The sequence below is a fragment of the Geminicoccus harenae genome, assembly GCF_019800005.1.
Taxonomy (GTDB): Bacteria; Pseudomonadota; Alphaproteobacteria; order Geminicoccales; family Geminicoccaceae; genus Geminicoccus; species Geminicoccus harenae.
In genome coordinates this window covers 226452-242157 of record NZ_JABGCL010000007.1, presented here as the reverse complement: position 1 = coordinate 242157, position 15706 = coordinate 226452, and the positions used below count along the sequence as shown (strand labels likewise).

The following is a 15706-nucleotide window of genomic DNA, read 5'->3' as shown; positions in this document are numbered from 1 at the left end:
AATTAATTCTCCAGGCGCGAGCGTCGCGGCTACGCACGGGCAGAAGCGTGGCATCGAGAGGGGGGAGATACTCATTGCTGGTCTCCTGGATGAGTCCCACCGTGGCGCCGGGCGGATGGCGCTGCAGAACCATGCTGTTGCTCAAGTTTGACGCTTAGATCTTGTGGTTTCGGCCGATTAGTGCGGTAGAGCCACAGCGCTTGCGGGTGGATGCTCTCAGGTAGGCCAAATTGTCTCGCTACTGAGGACTCCCGGAAATGGCGTTCCTAGCGTTTGTTCGCCAACCAGGAGAACGCCATGGGTACAAGCGCCAGAGTGTTCGTGGACTACTGGATCGAGCAGAACGTAGAGGCGGAAATCTACAGCGATACCCGGCATCGGTCGCGGGAGTATGCGGCGCAGTGCCTGCAGGCTGCCAAGGATCGCGGGATTAGCGTCACCGAGATCTGGAACGAGTGCGGGGATCTGGCGACCTACATCGCCGGCACCAGCGACCGTGCCATCGACCAGCAACCGTTCTCCTGGTCGCAATTCTACCGGGGCTGAGGCTGCTTCCGGCAGAGCAGGTTCAGGCAAAGCAGGTTCAGGCATCGGGGTAAGGCGATCACGGATCGGCATCGTCAGCGCCACCCTCGGATAGTTCAGCCAGGGCCTCGATGACGGCAGCCTCGATCATTGCCTGAGCGACGACCGGCTCTTCAGGGCAGAGCATCGGCGCCAGCTTGGGCGGCAGGGCCATCAGGCGGGCGCGGACAGCGGAATAGCGGCGCTCGACCTCGATGCCGACGTCCTCCACTGCCACCACCTCGCCTTCCTGGCGGGCCAGCTCAAGCTCGGCCAGGCGCGCTTCGGCCGCGATCTTGCGCTGCCTGGCCTCGTCGATGTCGATCCGGGCGCGGCGGCCATCCTCGACGTCGAACAGGGCGCGGATCGCCTCGTTCAGCCGCCAACGAGGCGAGCCGTCCGGCGCCAGGCTGTGCGGCAGAGCGCTGGCCAGGCGCTTGGCCACCGTGCGCCGGTCCAGGCCGAGCTCGGCCGCCAGACCGTTCACCGACCAAGCCTTGGGCGTCATGGGCATAGTCAGGCTACCTTGGGAGCGGCCTTCGCACGCTCCTGCTTGGCAAAAGCCGCCAGCCCTTTCCAGTCCGGCTCCTGGATCTTGTCGACAGGGATCCAGCTGGGCTCCTCCTGCTGCACCCAGGGCGGGATGCCCAGGTTCCTGGCGGCACGATCCGCGAAGCTCATCAGAGCGACATGAACGTGCGCCGCGCCGCGCTTGGCTTGCTCCAAAGAGAGCCCGGAGGCCATCAGGGCGCCGCCGATATACGGCTTGCCGTTGGTCATCAGGTCGAGCAGGGCGATGACGAAGCCGGCCTGCACGTCGTTCGGGATCTTGGTCAGGATCTCGGCACCCTCGGGTGGCGGGCGCGTTGGTGCAGATCTTGGCTCGCGCGGGTTGAGCAGGGCCGGTGCCGCGTCCACCATGCTCCAGCGTGGCGAGCCGTCCGGGCCGAGATCGACCGGCACCACACCCTCCAGCCGCTTGCCGACCGTGCGGCGGTCGAGCTGGAACTCGGTGGCCAGGGCGTTGATCGACCAACTCGTGCGAGACATGGCCATTTGTAGGAACTCCATCCGTTGTGGTGGAACGTCTAGGAAATTCTGTGGCTAGCGAAGCCATGTGCCCGCGCCACCCGCAGTGCACATGTGCAGACCCAGGACCCGGAGATTCCTAGCCAGGACTGTGGTCAGTTCAGGCTGGGCTTCGGGTCCGGCTTGTGGAAGGCGCGGAGGGTCTGGGCCACGATCCAGTCACCGCATCTGACCCGGTCGAGGACACTGCAGCCTTCCTCGCCAGCAGCCCTCTGTGCCGCCTCACGGGCAGCAGCCAGTGCCGCCACCTGCAAGTCAGGCACATGGCACGCCGCCCGCACAGCCGCTCTCTGGAGTGCCAGGAGGCGGACGTGGAGGTCAGCTTCGACCGGATCAGCGTCGCGAAGGCAAAGCGCCACTTCGTCGATCAGGTCGTTGCTTCGCTCTTCAGCCTGCCTCAGCAGCTCCGAAGTGATCACCGGCTTGGGCGGGCGGCGGTGCATGATCAGGCTGCCCGCAGATCGTTGGCCGGTTGCGGGCTGGCCTCGGCTTCCGCACGGGTTTCCGCGGTGGCTGCCCTGAGCTTGCGCACGGTCATGTCGACCCGAGCAAACTCGGGAGGCATGGCTGCCGATCGCATAGCATGGTCGAGCTTCCCCGCTCGGCTGGGCTGACCATCATCGACACCGAACTCGCTGAGGTTGATGCTCGCCAGGCAGCGCGCCAGATAGCCGCCACCAACCGCCAGATCTGCCTGAGCCAGCGGGGTGAACTCCGTCGTCAGGATGGCAGTCATCCTGTCCAGGATTGCGCTTGCCTGTTCAGCCAAGGCCAGGCGTGTCTCGCCCTTAGCCTGCTCGATGGCCTCCAGATGCTGGGCACGCTCCGCCTGTTCCTTCTGCAAGCGCAGGCGGAGGCCTCGCTGCGCAGCCAGAGCAGCCTCGGCCTCGGCGCGCTCCGCAGCCAGCCGCCTGTCGGCCGATGCGATGGCCTTCTTGAGCTCGGCTGTGTCCGTGGTCGGGGCTTCGCCAAGCGCCTCGCTGGCAGCGGCCAAGTCGCGCTCGCCGGCCAGCCGGTCACGCTCCAGCTCGGCTTCCAGGCGATTGGCCTTGGCACGCTCAGCGCGGGCGTCGGCAGCCACCAGAGCCGCCTGGGTGCGGTCGATGCGGCTCTCAAGATCCTGGGCAGCCTGAAGGGCAGCGGAGAGAGCGGAAGGAAGAGTGACCTTAGTCATCGGAAGTCCTTGAGTTGAAGATGGGTGTTCTGTCGGGTGACGATCCGTCGGCGCCGTCGTGGTGGCGAACCGCGGACAGGCGGCAGAGCGCCTTGCCGAACCACCGCCTTGAACAGCCGGTGAGCCTGGCGCTGGTCGGCGCCGGCGGCAGCCAGGAGCGCCATGCCGAGGGCAAAGGCGGCCATGGCCAGGAAGTGCAGCACCGCAGGTTGGTCAGACGGCCGGCGGCTCATCGCAGGTCGTCCGGCGCCGTGAACCGGCGGCGCTTGCTGTTGGTGAAGGCCGGCCCGGGTTCAGTGCTCTTGGCCAGTTCAGCGAGAGGCCTTGGCACCCGGGCGACCGGGTAGAGCCGAGCAGCTAGCGCCTCGTACTGCTGCACCACCTCCATGAGCCGATCCCGAAGGCGCCGCAGATCTTCGCGTGCCGCTTCCTCGTCATCGGCACGCAGATGATCCTCGATCCGGCGCGCTAGCTGGGAGGCGTACTTCAGCTTCGTCTGCATCAGCATTCGATCGCCTCCATTCTGCGAGCCACGCCGTCAGGAGTGCGCTCCAGACGGAAGCGCTTGGGAGCCACGATGACAGCGGGCGGGGTGGGCAGTGGCGCGGGGGTAGGAGCCAATCCCGGCTGGCGGAGCGATGGCCGTGTCTCGACGACGATCTCGCGCCAGCGCTTATCGTGGCCGCGCATGGCGATGCGGTGCCTGTTCATGGCCAGCGCCCTCCGTGGAACCAGCGGAACGCGCGCTCGTAGACATGCCATCCCTGTGGCGGGATCTGGCCAGGCCGTGGCCAGTTGCGGCCGACCGGGAGCTCATTCGCTTCGGCCATGTCGGTGAGGCTAATGCCGATCAGGTAGCCTGCCTCAGCGTGCTTGCCCTGCGTCATCAGCCAGATGCCTTCACGCATCAGCTGCACATGCTCGGGCACGTGTTCGATCTTGTCGCTCATCGGCCGGCTCCCTGCAGGATCAGGGTGATCGCTGCGCTGAACTCGACCAGCCGATCGACCAGGCTCGGTGAGAGAGACGCCAGTCGTGCACGGAGCACGGGGCGCCCCTGGACAAGCCGGATGTTCCAGCCGCGCAGGCGGGCTTCGTGGAGGGCTCGGTGGGCTGCCTCGACACTAGCTGCCGTGCAGTCTGGTCGGACCCTGCAGGAACCATCCCGCACGGGGTGCGGTGCGGTGCGGTGGTGTCCCTCTAAAGAGGGGACACACCCGCCCGCAGAACCGCCCTGCACCTGCGGGACGGTACCGCACCGCAATTCAGGAACCTTCCCGCAAACCTTCCTGCGGACCATCCCGCAATCATGATCAATCATTTGCAGGCTCCTCTGGAGCGATGCTGTCTTTGGGGGGAGCGACACGGGCGATGCCGAAGATGGGCTTTCGATCGGTGCCCTTGCCCACCGGCAGGCCGGCCTTGATCACGCCATCACGGAACAGGGCCTGCATGGCGCCATCGAGCGCCTTCGTGCTGAAGCCCTTGTTCAGCCCGGCAGCGACGATGATCTTGGGGGCATAGTTGCTGGCACGGCTGGCGTGCGACACGTGCCGGTTCTGCCGGCAGAGTTCGTCCAGAGCCGACATGAAGGCCTGCTTGACCTCCGCCTCGGCACGATAGGCATCGATCTTCTCACCCATCGTGAGCGAGCGGCGCTCCAGCTCTTCGGCAAGCCAGAATGCCCCGAACTCACCTCGGACGAGCTCGAACTCGAAAGGTGCTGCGTAGTTCGCCTTGGCAAGTCGCAGGAAGATCCTGGCGAGGCCGTCCTCGTCCTCACGCACCTCCATGAGCAGCCGAGCCCGGACAGTGGCGTCCCATCCGGTCGAGCCGGAGAACTCGGCACCATTCTTGGGCCGGTGCGCGATCAGCAGGACTGCGCCGTCGATCTCCTGGGCTATCCTGGCAAGAGCGTTGATGTACGCAGTGACCTGCGCCCGGTCGTTCTCATTGCCGCCATAGGTCTGCCCCACCGTGTCGACGATGACGAGGCGCGCCCCAACAGCTTTCGCTGTTGCGAGCAGAGCTTCGAAAGCATCAGTCGGCGTGCTCAAGCCCGTTCGGGCATCATGAGCAACGAGGACGTTGTCCTTGCCCACCCTGTCGACCAAGAGCAGCCGGCCGTGCGTGGTGATCGAGACGCGGGTGCCTCGTTCCAAAGCCTCTAGGCGCCGGTGCATCTCGCTGATGTCGTCTTCGCACGAGAAGTAGATGACCGGCCCGCCGGTGATCGCCCGCCCGAAGAGCGGGCGAGACAGGGCGGTGAATAGGGCTACCTGCAGGGAGACCATGGACTTTCCGACCGCACCCACGCCGACAAGCATGTTCACGGTCCGGCGGCTGAACACGCCGTCCCAGATCCATTCGCGTACCGGTGCACAGGTACCGGCGAGGTCTGCCGCGTCTGTCAGTTCAAGCATCGGCGGCTTCGGCGCCTCGCGCTTCGGCGGCACCTCACCGCGGATGAAGGCGTCTTCGGCCGCGTCGAGATCCTCGAAGTATTGGCCACGGTCGGTCATGCGGCGGCGCGTTCCAGGCCGCTCTTGATGATCCTGGCGAGCTCGTTCGGCGGATCGGTGATGCCCGCCTGAACGGCAGCCTGTCCCAGGGAGTGGAAGACCTGGTGCGCGGAGGCTTGGCCGGAAGCGACCAGATCGCCAGCGCGCCAGGCGCAGCCGAAGAGCTTGCGATGGCGCGAGCCTTCAGGTGCCGAGGCAACCGCATCCGCAAGGCGATCGAGGGTCAGGCTGTGGCTGGCGCCGCGCGTCGGGTCAGGGCGGACGTTCAGGTCGATCCGAGGCTTCGGCGCCTCGGGCGGGATCTCGAGGCTGACCACGTCACGGTCGAACCAGCCATAGGCTACCCGCTCGGTGACCGGATCCTCCATGCCGCGGAAGATCGGCGCCGCGGTATAGACGAGCTGCACCGCCCTCAAGGTGCTCGGGTCGATGGGCGCGTCGCCCACCGCCCGCTCGATCTCGTGGCCGAACAGCGGTCGATCGAGCAGGAACCCCAGCCGGAGCCAGGTCCCGGGTTTGATCGCCGCGGAGGCGCTGGCGACGACCACGAACCCGGCACCATGGAAGGCTCTCGGCAGCACCTGGCTGACCAAGTCGCGCGAGAAGTCGATCAGGTGGCGGTGCCAGCCAATGGGCGCCGGCACTCCATCCAGATCGAACAGGACATAGCTGCGTGGCACGTCGACCATCGTGGGCTCGCGCACCACACCGTCACGATCGACATGACGATGGAGGAGCCGTTCAGTCCGGCGCGGATCCACACCCGGCCGCAGCGCGGCCCGGACGTGAGCCGAGCGACGGTGACGTTGCAGACTGACCTGCAGGCACCAGAAGTCATGCAGGCTGGTGATACGATAGACGCCGTACCGGATGGCCCTGGCGTTGTCGTAGTTCTTCCAGGTGATTGCGCCGCTCTCGTCCGGCCAGAACGTCTTGCAGAGGTTTGGCCCGAGGGTGGTGACGACCGGGAAGTCCAGCGGATCCGCGCCCATCGGCGCCCCACCGCTCATCGCCCGAGCTCCGAGATCGGCAAGTCCTCGCGCAGCCGCCGAAACCGGTCGATGCTGAGCTTCTGCTCCTCGACCGTGGCGACCAGGCGCGGGAAGGGGAGCTTCGTGGCGCGGGTTGAGCGCAGACGGAGCTCGATCGCTGCTTGGCGCAGGAGGTCGCGGGCCCGGCCGTTAGAGGTGGATTTATTCTTGAGGTCGGTGCCGCTATACTTCGCAGCATCCTCGCTCGCCCGGTTGGCCTCGTCCCCACGTCGGCCGTCGGGCAACTCCTCGCTCCTCAAGATCACGCAGCCCGTGCCGGCGCCTGGATCTTCGAGGCCTTCCAGCGCTCGTAGTCGGACTGGCGCACGCCCAGACGCCGCTCGGAGATCTGCACGACCGGCAACTCGTGGCGGGGGCCGCGATGAAAGGTGGCCTTCGAGCAGCCGAGATCGGCGATCAGCTCGTCGAACGAGAGGATCGGATCACCGGCGAAGTGCGCGAAGATCTCGGATCGTTTGATGCGCATGGGCACCTCAACTTGCGTCGGGTGCCTTGTGAGAGCACCCGGAATGTCTGGGTGCCTGATTGATATTCAGTGGTTCTCACGCGTCATACGCGCAAAACCCCAACTTTCTGAGGGGGGTTTTAGTTAGAGCGTCCTGAAGGCGTGCCCGATCCTGCGCAACTGTCGTGCTTGGTCCTGATGAAGCGGTGCAGCTCTCAAGAGGGAGGCACGCTCTGCATGCAACCTTGCGGCGTCTCTGACAATGTGGCCGAAGCTAGCTTTAGCGATATTCGCATATGCCGCCACCGCCACTACGGCGGTATTGAAGGTGCCTGTAGCTGTGCCGCTCGGCTTTAGATCATGACGGCTTGATGGAAATAGAAGATCTAGAAGGCGCACAACAAGTTGCCCTTTGGGTGTCCCGTACGTCTGTCGGAACAACGTGTTGCCGTTACCTTTTCCAGATGGGAAGTGCTCCGCCGCCAGCGCCGCCCGTTCGGCATGCAGTTCCAGTCTCGCTGCCAGTGGCACATGCCGATCCTGCAGGAGAATGATGTCTTCATCCGTAAACGCCCGAACGATTGCACCCTCTGGATGCAATTCCTGCTTCATGGGATCGGCTGCGTCTGCCAACGCTTGCTTTGCCCGCGGATGAAGCTTGTGCAGACAGTTTGCTAACTCAAGCGCAAGTCGTTCTACTTCTTTGATCTGATCGATAACGTCCACACGTTTCTTTTCGGATTCGTTAAGCCGAGTATGATCCCTGAACATTTGAACGTTGGTTTCGATCGCGTACGTTAGTGCTTCATCGGTCAGAGCGTACCGGTCGATCCTTCCGCAACTGTCGAATGGCGGCAGCAGGCCAGCTCCTGTCTTCCGGCAGGCCTTGATCGCTTGTTCTAATAGCCATGCCTGATCCGAATTCATTGACGGGTCCGCCGAAGGTCATCCTTGGTGACATGCTCAAGATGATCCGCCCACCGCTGCAGCGCAGCCCGCTTTTCGTTCGCGTAGACTGCCTTGTTGTAGATGCCCGCAACGCCCGCCTTGTGCCCCGACACGTGGTTCACCACTGCCTCGACCACGTGAGGAGCGACGCCGAGCTCTGCCATCATGGTGACGGCCGTACGCCGGAGGTCGTGGATCACCCACGGAGACAGAGCGTCCTCTGGGTCTGGTGCCTCTCCAGGCTCCAGCGATCGAGCAAGTCGCGTCTCAGCCCTGAGTACAGCTAACTGACGATCGAAGTCGCGCTTACCCTTGGAGTAGCCCGAGAAGCCACCAGTGCCGCGGCCGAACACAAACTCTCGCCCCTTTCGCTGCTGCACGCCGCTCAGGATCTCCTGGGCTTGCGTGCTGAGGGGGACATCATGAGCACGGCCGTTCTTTGCCCGCTCGGCTGGGATCGTCCATGTTCGCTGGTCCGCGCTCAACTCGCTCCAGCGCATGCCGGCCACTTCTTCACGCCGCTGGCCTGTGAGAAGCAGCAGGCGGACAATCCGCGCGTAGTCGGTGTCGCTCGCCGTCGCCCGCCAAATGAGCTCCAACTCATTCTCGGAGAGCGTACGGTCCCTGGTCTTCTCGGGAGCAGGGCGGACGGTCCCGATCACAGGATTAGCTTCGGCCAAGCCCTGCCCCATCGCCCATGCGAAAAGCTTCGAGATCATGCCGCGGACGCGGTTCGCTGTGATTGGGCCCGAGGCCTCGACCAGCTCGGCGAATCGCTCCGCCAGATCCCGCCGCGTGAGCTTGTCGATCTCCATCTCATGCAGCGGTGCCATATGCACAAGCAGACCGCGCTTGCTCTCGACCAGCATGCGCTTGCCGTGGTGGCGCTCGGCGTACTGGATGAGGTACCGATCAATCAGGGCCTTGAAGGTTCGGCGTTCGCGTCCTGCTTGGACTGCACGCTCGGCAAGCGGATCGACACCGCTCTTCGCCTTACCAGTGATCTCGGCCGCCTTGGTGCGAGCATCCTTCAGATTGATGCCCGCGACGTCGCCAAGATCGATGCGGCGCCGCTTGCCACCGACCGCGTAGTGAACGACCCAGCTGCGCCTGGCGCCCTGGATTCGCACGCTCAGGCCACGGCATGCCGCATCGAAGTGGAAGACGTCCTTCTTGCCTGACGGCAGGGCCAGCTTGTCGACCTCGCGTTGCGTCGTGAACGGCACCGCAGCGACCCTCTGTGCGTGGTTCAGGTAGCAAACAGGAAGCATTTGGATGCTACCTGATGCTTCCTAGGGCAACCTAGCGAGCCCCTATGGCAGAGGGTCTATCACGATAAGGTGCTGAGATCTAGTATCTTAGGATCTCACGAAGTCTCAGTAAGCATCTGCTTTTTCTGCTTTGGGAGCAGAGGGTCGTCAGTTCAAATCTGACCACCCCGACCAGTAAAATCAACGTGTTAGGCAGCTTGTGCGCGAGGTTCGTTCCTGCGCAGCCTGCTTGGCCTATCGTGCGCGTGCCCGGCGAGGCGAAGCCCACAGCCGCCGTGCTCGACGCGCAGGCGGTCGGTTCGGGCGGGGTGGGCGTGGCCGGTACGCGCTGGCTGATAGCGACGGTCATCTGTTGCGCGCGGCAGTCTTTTCGGTCAGCCCACACGACAGCCGTGGCGGCGTCGTCCTCCTGCGGGCTTCACGCCGACCCCGACCGTTCTTGGCGCGCTGCTATGCCGACCGCGCCAGTGCCGGCAAACGTGTCACAACAGCAGCCCCCGGGGACCCTCATCATCGTTGGTGCCGCTCAGGGCTTGAAAGGCTTCGTGATCCAGCCGCGTAGAGGAGTCATTGAGCGGACCTTTGGCTGGCTCGGCCGCTGCCGCAGGCGGTTCGTGATCGCGAGGTCACACCATCATCAAGCCTCGCCTTCTTCGTCCATGCCCCCAGCATGGTGTTCGTCCGACGGCTCCCGAAGGGAGGCTGAAACGGGCTGATAGGCTGCATGGTCTCCTTGGCAAGGACAGGATCACCAGGTTTGTGATGTCTGCACGGCTCAGCTTGGCCTCCGTGCCCCGACTTGGGAAGCGCCGGGTGCATGGTGGCTATGCGGGCGGAGAGGGCGGTAGGGGTACTTGAAGCACGGGTTAGAAATTCTTCCTTGAGCGCCCGGGCAGCAGGCAGCACTGGTCCGGCCGGTCTGCGGCACTTGCGCAATAGGCCTGGATGGTCATCGGTTGCCTGTTTAGGTTGCCGCCCGCAGGACCGTGCATGTCCCGGACGCCGACGCATGGAGGGCGGTTCCCGCCCCGCGTCGTCCCGACCAATCCGTCATTCGACCCGTCATGGTGTGGAGGGTGCCCGCTCGATGAGCTTGTCCGGTCAGTCCCAGGAGGGAATGCCTGCGGTCGGAATCGACGTGGGGGGAACCTTCACCGACTTCGTGGTGGTGATGCCGGACGGTGGCCTCCTCCAGCACAAGCAGCCGAGCACGCCGGCCGATCCGTCGCGGGCGGTGGGGGAGGGGTTGCGTGCGCTGACGGCACGGCATCCGGCGCTGGCCGGACGGACCCTGCGCATCGTCCATGGGACCACGCTGGCGCTGAACGCGATCCTGCAGCGCAAGGTGGCGGACGTCGCCCTGGTGGTCGCCAAGGGCGGGCGCGACGTGCTGGAGATCGGGCGGGCCAAGCTCAAGACGCCCTACAACTTCCACCTGGGCAAGGAACAGGCGGTCGCCCCGCGCGACCTGATCTTCGAGATCGACGCGCGGATCGCCGCTGACGGTGCCGTGCTGGCCCGCCCGGACGAGGCGGCGATCGATGCGCTGTGCCGGGAGATCGCGGCCTCGCGCGCGGGTGCGGTCGCAATCATGCTGCTGAACGCCTATGTCGATCCGACCCTGGAGATCGAGCTCGGCCGGGTGATCGCCGCCCGCCTGCCGGACCTGCCGGTGACCTGCTCGGCGGAGATCTGGCCGGAGGTGCGCGAGTTCGAGCGGGCCGTGGTGGCCTGCATCAATGCCGAGGTCCATCCGCTGATGGGGGCTTATCTGGCGAAGCTGGGCGGGCGGATCGATGCGGTGGCGCAGAACGTCCTGCAGCTGACCTCGTCCTCGGGCGGCATGCTGAGCCTGGCCAGTGCCAGGGAGCGTGCCATCGACACGGTCCTGTCGGGACCGGCCTCGGGGGCCACGGCCGCGGCCTCGATGTGCCGGGCGGCGGGCATCGACGCGGCGCTGACCTTCGACATGGGCGGTACCAGCGCCGACATCGCGATCATCAGCGACGGCACGGTCGAGTTCACCACCAATGCGCGGATCGGCGACCTGCCGCTGATGATGCCGGTGGTGGGCGTGTCCAGCATCGGCGCCGGGGGCGGGTCGATCGTCTCGGTGGATGCCTATGGCGTGATCAAGGTCGGGCCGGAAAGTGCCGGCGCCCATCCCGGACCGGTCGCCTACGGGCTGGGCGGCACCGAGCCGACCGTCACCGACTGCTATCTGGTGCTGGGCTTCATCGACCCCGACCGGTTCCTGGGTGGCGCCATGCGCCTGGACAAGGCGAAGGCGGAAGCGGCGCTGGCCGCGGTTGCCCGGCGTCTGCACCTGCCTTCGGCTGCCCATGCCGCCGAGGCGGCGCTGCGGGTGGCGACCGTGCGCATGGCCTCGGAACTGTTCAAGCTCCTGGCGCAGAAGGGTTATGAGCCCGCCGACCATGTGGTCGTGCCGTTCGGTGGGGCCGGGCCGACCCATGCGGTCATGCTCGCCGAGGAGGCGAAGCTGAAAGGCGTCACCGTGCCGACCGCGGCTGCCACCTTCTGCGCGCTGGGTGCTGCGGTGGCCGACCTGCGCCGCGACTTCGTGCGCAGCCTGGGCAAGGCGCGCGTGCAGGCTGCGGGCGAGCGGCTGTGGGCGAACTGGCAGGCCCTGGAGGCGATGGCGGAGGAATGGCTGGCGGCGGAGGACGTGCCGGTGGTGGGTCGGCACCTCGTCCATGCGGTGGACATGCAATATGCCGGGCAGTCCTTCTCGCTCACCGTCACCATTCCCGAGGCAGTGCGGGCGGCGGAGGACGTGCAGGGCGTGCTCGACGCGTTCCACCGGGCCCACGAGGCGATCTACGGCTTCCGCGAGCCGGACCATGCGGTGGAGGCGATCACCCAGCGCCTGAGCATCATCGGCGAGGTGCCCAAGGTCGCGCTGCCCGAGCTGGCGCCGGGCGATCCGTCCCCGCCTGCGCGCGGGCAGCGGCCGGTGTTCCATGGCGGGGCATGGCTGGAGGCGGAGGTGTACCGGCGCGAGGACCTGGGGGCCGGCTCGGCCGTGACTGGCCCCGCCGTGGTGGAGCAGGACGACACGACCTTGTGGCTGCCGCCGGGCTGGCGGCTCGTCGCCGACCGGCAGGGCCTCCTGGTCGTGACGCGGGAGAACGGCGATGCTTGATCCGGTGACCCTCGAGATCCTGGTGACCAAGGTCGCGGCCACCGCCGAGGAAATGGGCATCGCACTCCAGCGCTCCGGGCGGACGATCTACGTCAAGGAGACCCAGGACTTCGGCACGGGCCTGGTCAACCATGCCGGCAAGCTGTTCTGCTTCCCGACCACGGTCGGGGTCTGCAACATGGCCGACAACGACGCCTCGGACGTGATCCGGGCGGTGCCCGAGCTGGAGCCGGGCGACGTCATCATCACCAACGACCCGTACCGTTCGGGTGGCCTCGCCACCCACCTGCCCGACCTCCATCTGCTCCAGCCCTATTTCCACGAGGGCAAGGTGGTCTGCTACGGCTGGTGCTTCATCCATTCCGCCGATGTCGGCGGGAGGGTGCCGTCCAGCATCTCGCCTTCCAACCACGAGATCTTCCAGGAGGGGCTGATGATCCCGCCTTTGAAGCTCGTGAAGGCGGGGAAGTTCAATCCGGACGTGGTGGCGTTCATCGAGGCGAACTGCCGGACCGCCGAGGAGAATCTGGGCGACCTGAAGGCGATGGTCGCGGCCCTGGCCGTGGGCGAGCGCCGGGTGGCCGGCATGATCGCCCAGCACGGCATCGAGGCGTTTGCCGCCGGGACCACCGAGATCATCGAGTATGCGGCGAAGAAGGCGCGCGACGCGTTCCGCACCATCCCCGATGGGACCTACCGGTTCACCGACTATCTGGACGACGACCTGGTCTCGCCGCTGCCGGTGCGCATCCACGCGACCATGACGGCCAAAGACGGCCAGCTCGACATCGACTTCACCGGCACCGACCCGCAGATCGCGGCGGCCTTCAACCTGCCGTCCGCCGGCAAGCGCCACACCTGGCTGACCCTGCGCCTGCTCCAGTACGCGCTGACCCGCGATCCCTCGATCCCGATCAATGCCGGGATCCTGAACTCGGTGACGCTGCACATTCCCTCAGGCTCGCTGCTCAATCCGGTCTTCCCGGCGGCTGTCGGCGTGCGCCATGCCACCGGCAACCGGATGGTCGACGTGATCAACGGCCTGCTCGCCCAGGCCGTGCCGGACTTCGTGCGCGCCGCCGGCTGCGGGCTGATCATCCCGGTGGTGCTGGCCGAGCCCGCCGACGAGCATGGCAAGCGCAAGGTCGACGTGGTCGAGCCGATGACCGGGGGTACCGGTGGCAGGCAGGGCATGGACGGCGTGGACGGCCGCGATTCCTCGACCAGCGGCATGGCCAATAACCCGGTCGAGACGGTCGAGGCCTCGGCCGGGCTCACCATCCTGCGCTACGGCATCCGCCCGGATTCCGGCGGGGCCGGCAAGTGGCGCGGCGGGGTCGGGCTGGAGCTGACCTTCACCCCGCACCAGTCCGGCAGCCAGGTGCTGGGCCGCGGCATGGAGCGGTTCCGCTTCGTGCCCTGGGGCCTCCTGGGTGGCCGCTGCGGCATGGCTGCCCGCACCATCAAGAACATGGGCCGGCCGGACGAGCAGGAACTCGGCAAGATCGACATGATCGAGCTGCAGGCCGGCGAGACCATCACCGTGATGACGCCCGGTGGCGGCGGCTATGGCGATCCGTTCGAGCGTGACCCGGAGCTGGTGCTGCAGGATGTGCGCCGTGGCTTCGTCACCCAAGCGGCTGCCCGGCGCGATTATGGCGTGGTGATCGTGGACGGCGTGCTGGACCGCGATGCCACGGCAGCACTGCGCGCCGACCGTGAGCTCCGCAAGGACACGCTGTTCGACCTCGGCACCGAGCGGCGGGTCTGGGAGAGCGTGTTCGACGACGCGCTGATGGCCAGGATCAACGGCATCCTGTTCCAGAAGCCCGCCTCGGCGCGCCAGGCGCTGCGCCGGCGGATCTTCGCGCCGGTGCTGGCGGTGATCGAGCGTGACCGACCGTTCGACCGGGCGGCGCTGGAAGCCGCGGGCCAGGCGGTCCGCGTGATCCTCGCCGAGATGGAGGCGGCCGAGGCCGGGCGGGAGGCCGCGGCGTGAGTGAGCAGGCCTATGCCGGCCCCCGCTCGCTGGCCGAGCTGGAAAGCCGGCTCTGGTGGGACCTGGAACGGCTGGAGGAGCTGCCGCCGGCCTGGGTGCCACCCCGTACCGGCGAGGATGGTACGCCGCTGCTCGACGTGGCGGTCATCGGCGCCGGCATGGCCGGTCTTGCCGCGGGCTTTGCCCTGTTCCGTCATGGCATCGGCAATATCCGCCTGTTCGACCGGGCACCCGAGGGCCACGAGGGCCCCTGGGTCACCTATGGCCGGATGGAGACGCTGCGCTCGCCCAAGCATCTGGCCGGGCCGGCGCTGGGCCTGGCCAGCCTGACCTTCCGTGCCTGGTTCGAGGCGCAGTTCGGCGCCGTGGCCTGGGAAGCACTGGACAAGATCCCGCGCCCGCAATGGATGGAGTACCTGGTCTGGCTGCGCCGGGTGACCAAGCTGCCGGTGGAGAACCAGGCGGAGCTGGTCGACCTGGACGGCGACCGGAACGGTGTGACCGCCACCCTGGCCACGCCCGAAGGCCGGCGGCGGATCCGGGCGCGCCGGCTGGTGCTGGCCAATGGCCGCGACGGGCTGGGTGGCCCCTTTATGGCGGAGCCGTTCGCCTCGCTGGCCTCGCCGCGCGTGGTCCATTCCAGCGCGCCGATCGATTTCACGGCACTGGCCGGCAAGACGGTCGTGGTGATCGGTGCGGGTGCGTCCGCGGTCGACAATGCCGCGGAAGCGCTGGAGGCAGGTGCCAAGCGGGTGGTGCTGCTGGTGCGCCGGCAGGACATCCCGCGGGTCAACAAGAGCCTGGCCGGCAACCATGCCGGGTTTGCCCGCGGCTTCCGCGCCCTGGCGCCGGAAGCGCGGCTGCAGATCAACGGTTACATGCGCTCGGTGAACGCGCCGCCGCCGCGGGGCTCGATGCTGCGCTGCTCTCGCCATCCGGGCTTTGCCGTGCGCACCGGCAGCCCCGTGCTGGCGGCAAGGGAGGACGGTGACACGATCCTCCTGACCACGCCCAAGGGCAGCATCCGCGCCGACTTCGTGATCGTGGCCACCGGGTTCGGCGTCGACTGGCGCAAGCGGCCGGAGCTGGCGCGCCTGGCAGAAAGGGTGCTGCGCTGGCGGGACGTGCTGCCGGAGCTGGATGCGCCGGGGCCGGTGCTGGACCATCCCTTTCTCGGCGAGGGGATGGAGTTTCGTGATCGGTCCGGGGATGCCCATTCCTGGCTCGGCCGGGTCTATTGCATGAACCAGGGTGCCGTGATGAGCCATGGCCGGATCGCCGGCGACGTGCCCGGGATCAGCGTGGGTGCCCAGCGGGTCGCGGATCATCTGGTCGAGAGCCTGTTCGTCGAGGACTGGGAAGACCATTTCGCGACCATGCGCGCCTTCGATCGCCCGGAGCTCCAGGGCGACGAGTGGACGGTGGAAGAACCGGCCCTCGACGATCTGGTCGACGAACCGATCTGAGCCTGCCCTCAGC

17 protein-coding genes and 1 pseudogene are annotated in these 15706 nt (G+C 66.7%); 5 read left to right on the top strand and 13 right to left on the bottom strand.

Features of this window, described 5'->3' with window-relative positions:
• Positions 1–297 precede the first annotated feature (297 nt).
• Positions 298–546: a hypothetical protein gene (locus tag HLA95_RS09025; RefSeq protein ID WP_191057575.1), complete on the top strand. Its 249-nt coding sequence runs from the start codon at positions 298–300 to the stop codon at positions 544–546.
• A gap of 58 nt (positions 547–604) precedes the next feature.
• On the opposite strand, the gene HLA95_RS09020 is transcribed toward HLA95_RS09025, so the two are convergent.
• The 13 genes from HLA95_RS09020 to HLA95_RS08960 all read right to left on the bottom strand — a co-directional run bounded on the left by HLA95_RS09020 (position 605) and on the right by HLA95_RS08960 (position 9020).
• The gene (locus HLA95_RS09020) at positions 605–1072 is read right to left on the bottom strand and encodes a DUF1441 family protein (protein ID WP_191057574.1); all 468 of its coding nucleotides are present in this window, start codon (positions 1070–1072) and stop codon (positions 605–607) included.
• Between the two features lie 8 nt (positions 1073–1080).
• Positions 1081–1614: a DUF1441 family protein gene (locus HLA95_RS09015; protein ID WP_222183026.1), complete on the bottom strand. Its 534-nt coding sequence runs from the start codon at positions 1612–1614 to the stop codon at positions 1081–1083.
• Positions 1615–1748: 134 nt separating this feature from the next.
• Positions 1749–2096, bottom strand: coding sequence for a hypothetical protein (locus tag HLA95_RS09010; RefSeq protein ID WP_191057572.1), 348 nt, complete (start codon positions 2094–2096; stop codon positions 1749–1751).
• Positions 2097–2098: 2 nt separating this feature from the next.
• The gene (locus HLA95_RS09005) at positions 2099–2827 is read right to left on the bottom strand and encodes a hypothetical protein (protein WP_191057571.1); all 729 of its coding nucleotides are present in this window, start codon (positions 2825–2827) and stop codon (positions 2099–2101) included.
• Positions 2824–3060 carry a hypothetical protein gene (locus HLA95_RS09000; RefSeq protein WP_191057570.1) on the bottom strand — a complete coding sequence of 79 codons (237 nt, stop codon included), beginning with the start codon at positions 3058–3060 and terminating at the stop codon, positions 2824–2826. Before HLA95_RS09000 ends, HLA95_RS09005 begins: the two co-directional genes overlap by 4 nt.
• Positions 3057–3335: a hypothetical protein gene (locus HLA95_RS08995; protein WP_191057569.1), complete on the bottom strand. Its 279-nt coding sequence runs from the start codon at positions 3333–3335 to the stop codon at positions 3057–3059. Before HLA95_RS08995 ends, HLA95_RS09000 begins: the two co-directional genes overlap by 4 nt.
• 199 nt (positions 3336–3534) lie before the next feature.
• On the bottom strand, positions 3535–3777 hold the full coding sequence (locus HLA95_RS08990) for a hypothetical protein (protein ID WP_191057568.1): 243 nt from the start codon (positions 3775–3777) through the stop codon (positions 3535–3537).
• A 363-nt stretch (positions 3778–4140) separates the two neighbouring features.
• Complete coding sequence (locus HLA95_RS08985) at positions 4141–5349, bottom strand: AAA family ATPase (RefSeq protein WP_191057567.1); 1209 nt, start codon at positions 5347–5349, stop codon at positions 4141–4143.
• Entirely contained in the window at positions 5346–6359 is a 1014-nt protein-coding gene (locus HLA95_RS08980; protein ID WP_191057566.1) for a hypothetical protein, read from the bottom strand. Before HLA95_RS08980 ends, HLA95_RS08985 begins: the two co-directional genes overlap by 4 nt.
• The gene (locus tag HLA95_RS08975) at positions 6356–6625 is read right to left on the bottom strand and encodes a hypothetical protein (protein ID WP_191057565.1); all 270 of its coding nucleotides are present in this window, start codon (positions 6623–6625) and stop codon (positions 6356–6358) included. Before HLA95_RS08975 ends, HLA95_RS08980 begins: the two co-directional genes overlap by 4 nt.
• A gap of 17 nt (positions 6626–6642) precedes the next feature.
• Positions 6643–6867: a hypothetical protein gene (locus tag HLA95_RS08970; RefSeq protein WP_191057564.1), complete on the bottom strand. Its 225-nt coding sequence runs from the start codon at positions 6865–6867 to the stop codon at positions 6643–6645.
• A gap of 123 nt (positions 6868–6990) precedes the next feature.
• Complete coding sequence (locus HLA95_RS08965; RefSeq protein WP_191057563.1) at positions 6991–7773, bottom strand: hypothetical protein; 783 nt, start codon at positions 7771–7773, stop codon at positions 6991–6993.
• Positions 7770–9020, bottom strand: a complete 1251-nt coding sequence (locus HLA95_RS08960; RefSeq protein ID WP_191057562.1) for a tyrosine-type recombinase/integrase — start codon at positions 9018–9020, stop codon at positions 7770–7772. Before HLA95_RS08960 ends, HLA95_RS08965 begins: the two co-directional genes overlap by 4 nt.
• Positions 9021–9375: 355 nt before the next feature.
• On the opposite strand from HLA95_RS08960, the pseudogene HLA95_RS29085 reads away from it, so the two are divergent.
• The 4 genes and pseudogenes from HLA95_RS29085 to HLA95_RS08945 all read left to right on the top strand — a co-directional run.
• A pseudogene (locus HLA95_RS29085) lies at positions 9376–9771 on the top strand (transposase); the annotation flags it as partial.
• 411 nt (positions 9772–10182) lie between these two features.
• Positions 10183–12228, top strand: coding sequence for a hydantoinase/oxoprolinase family protein (locus tag HLA95_RS08955; RefSeq protein WP_222183023.1), 2046 nt, complete (start codon positions 10183–10185; stop codon positions 12226–12228).
• Positions 12221–14227, top strand: coding sequence for a hydantoinase B/oxoprolinase family protein (locus HLA95_RS08950; RefSeq protein ID WP_191057560.1), 2007 nt, complete (start codon positions 12221–12223; stop codon positions 14225–14227). The genes HLA95_RS08955 and HLA95_RS08950 overlap by 8 nt, the downstream gene beginning before the upstream one ends.
• Positions 14224–15693 carry a flavin-containing monooxygenase gene (locus HLA95_RS08945; protein WP_191057559.1) on the top strand — a complete coding sequence of 490 codons (1470 nt, stop codon included), beginning with the start codon at positions 14224–14226 and terminating at the stop codon, positions 15691–15693. The genes HLA95_RS08950 and HLA95_RS08945 overlap by 4 nt, the downstream gene beginning before the upstream one ends.
• Positions 15694–15706 lie beyond the last annotated feature (13 nt).

What these genes read in the sequence shown, in the direction of transcription:
- HLA95_RS08965 (WP_191057563.1), bottom strand. Translation starts at nt 7,773, where the DNA reads ATGAATTCGGATCAGGCATGGCTATTAGAACAAGCGATCAAGGCCTGC.
- HLA95_RS08985 (WP_191057567.1), bottom strand. Translation starts at nt 5,349, where the DNA reads ATGACCGACCGTGGCCAATACTTCGAGGATCTCGACGCGGCCGAAGAC.
- HLA95_RS08990 (WP_191057568.1), bottom strand. Translation starts at nt 3,777, where the DNA reads ATGAGCGACAAGATCGAACACGTGCCCGAGCATGTGCAGCTGATGCGT.
- HLA95_RS09005 (WP_191057571.1), bottom strand. Translation starts at nt 2,827, where the DNA reads ATGACTAAGGTCACTCTTCCTTCCGCTCTCTCCGCTGCCCTTCAGGCT.
- HLA95_RS08955 (WP_222183023.1), top strand. Translation starts at nt 10,183, where the DNA reads ATGCCTGCGGTCGGAATCGACGTGGGGGGAACCTTCACCGACTTCGTG.
- HLA95_RS08980 (WP_191057566.1), bottom strand. Translation starts at nt 6,359, where the DNA reads ATGAGCGGTGGGGCGCCGATGGGCGCGGATCCGCTGGACTTCCCGGTC.
- HLA95_RS09010 (WP_191057572.1), bottom strand. Translation starts at nt 2,096, where the DNA reads ATGCACCGCCGCCCGCCCAAGCCGGTGATCACTTCGGAGCTGCTGAGG.
- HLA95_RS09020 (WP_191057574.1), bottom strand. Translation starts at nt 1,072, where the DNA reads ATGACGCCCAAGGCTTGGTCGGTGAACGGTCTGGCGGCCGAGCTCGGC.
- HLA95_RS09015 (WP_222183026.1), bottom strand. Translation starts at nt 1,614, where the DNA reads ATGTCTCGCACGAGTTGGTCGATCAACGCCCTGGCCACCGAGTTCCAG.
- HLA95_RS08950 (WP_191057560.1), top strand. Translation starts at nt 12,221, where the DNA reads ATGCTTGATCCGGTGACCCTCGAGATCCTGGTGACCAAGGTCGCGGCC.
- HLA95_RS09000 (WP_191057570.1), bottom strand. Translation starts at nt 3,060, where the DNA reads ATGAGCCGCCGGCCGTCTGACCAACCTGCGGTGCTGCACTTCCTGGCC.
- HLA95_RS08970 (WP_191057564.1), bottom strand. Translation starts at nt 6,867, where the DNA reads ATGCGCATCAAACGATCCGAGATCTTCGCGCACTTCGCCGGTGATCCG.
- HLA95_RS08995 (WP_191057569.1), bottom strand. Translation starts at nt 3,335, where the DNA reads ATGCTGATGCAGACGAAGCTGAAGTACGCCTCCCAGCTAGCGCGCCGG.
- HLA95_RS09025 (WP_191057575.1), top strand. Translation starts at nt 298, where the DNA reads ATGGGTACAAGCGCCAGAGTGTTCGTGGACTACTGGATCGAGCAGAAC.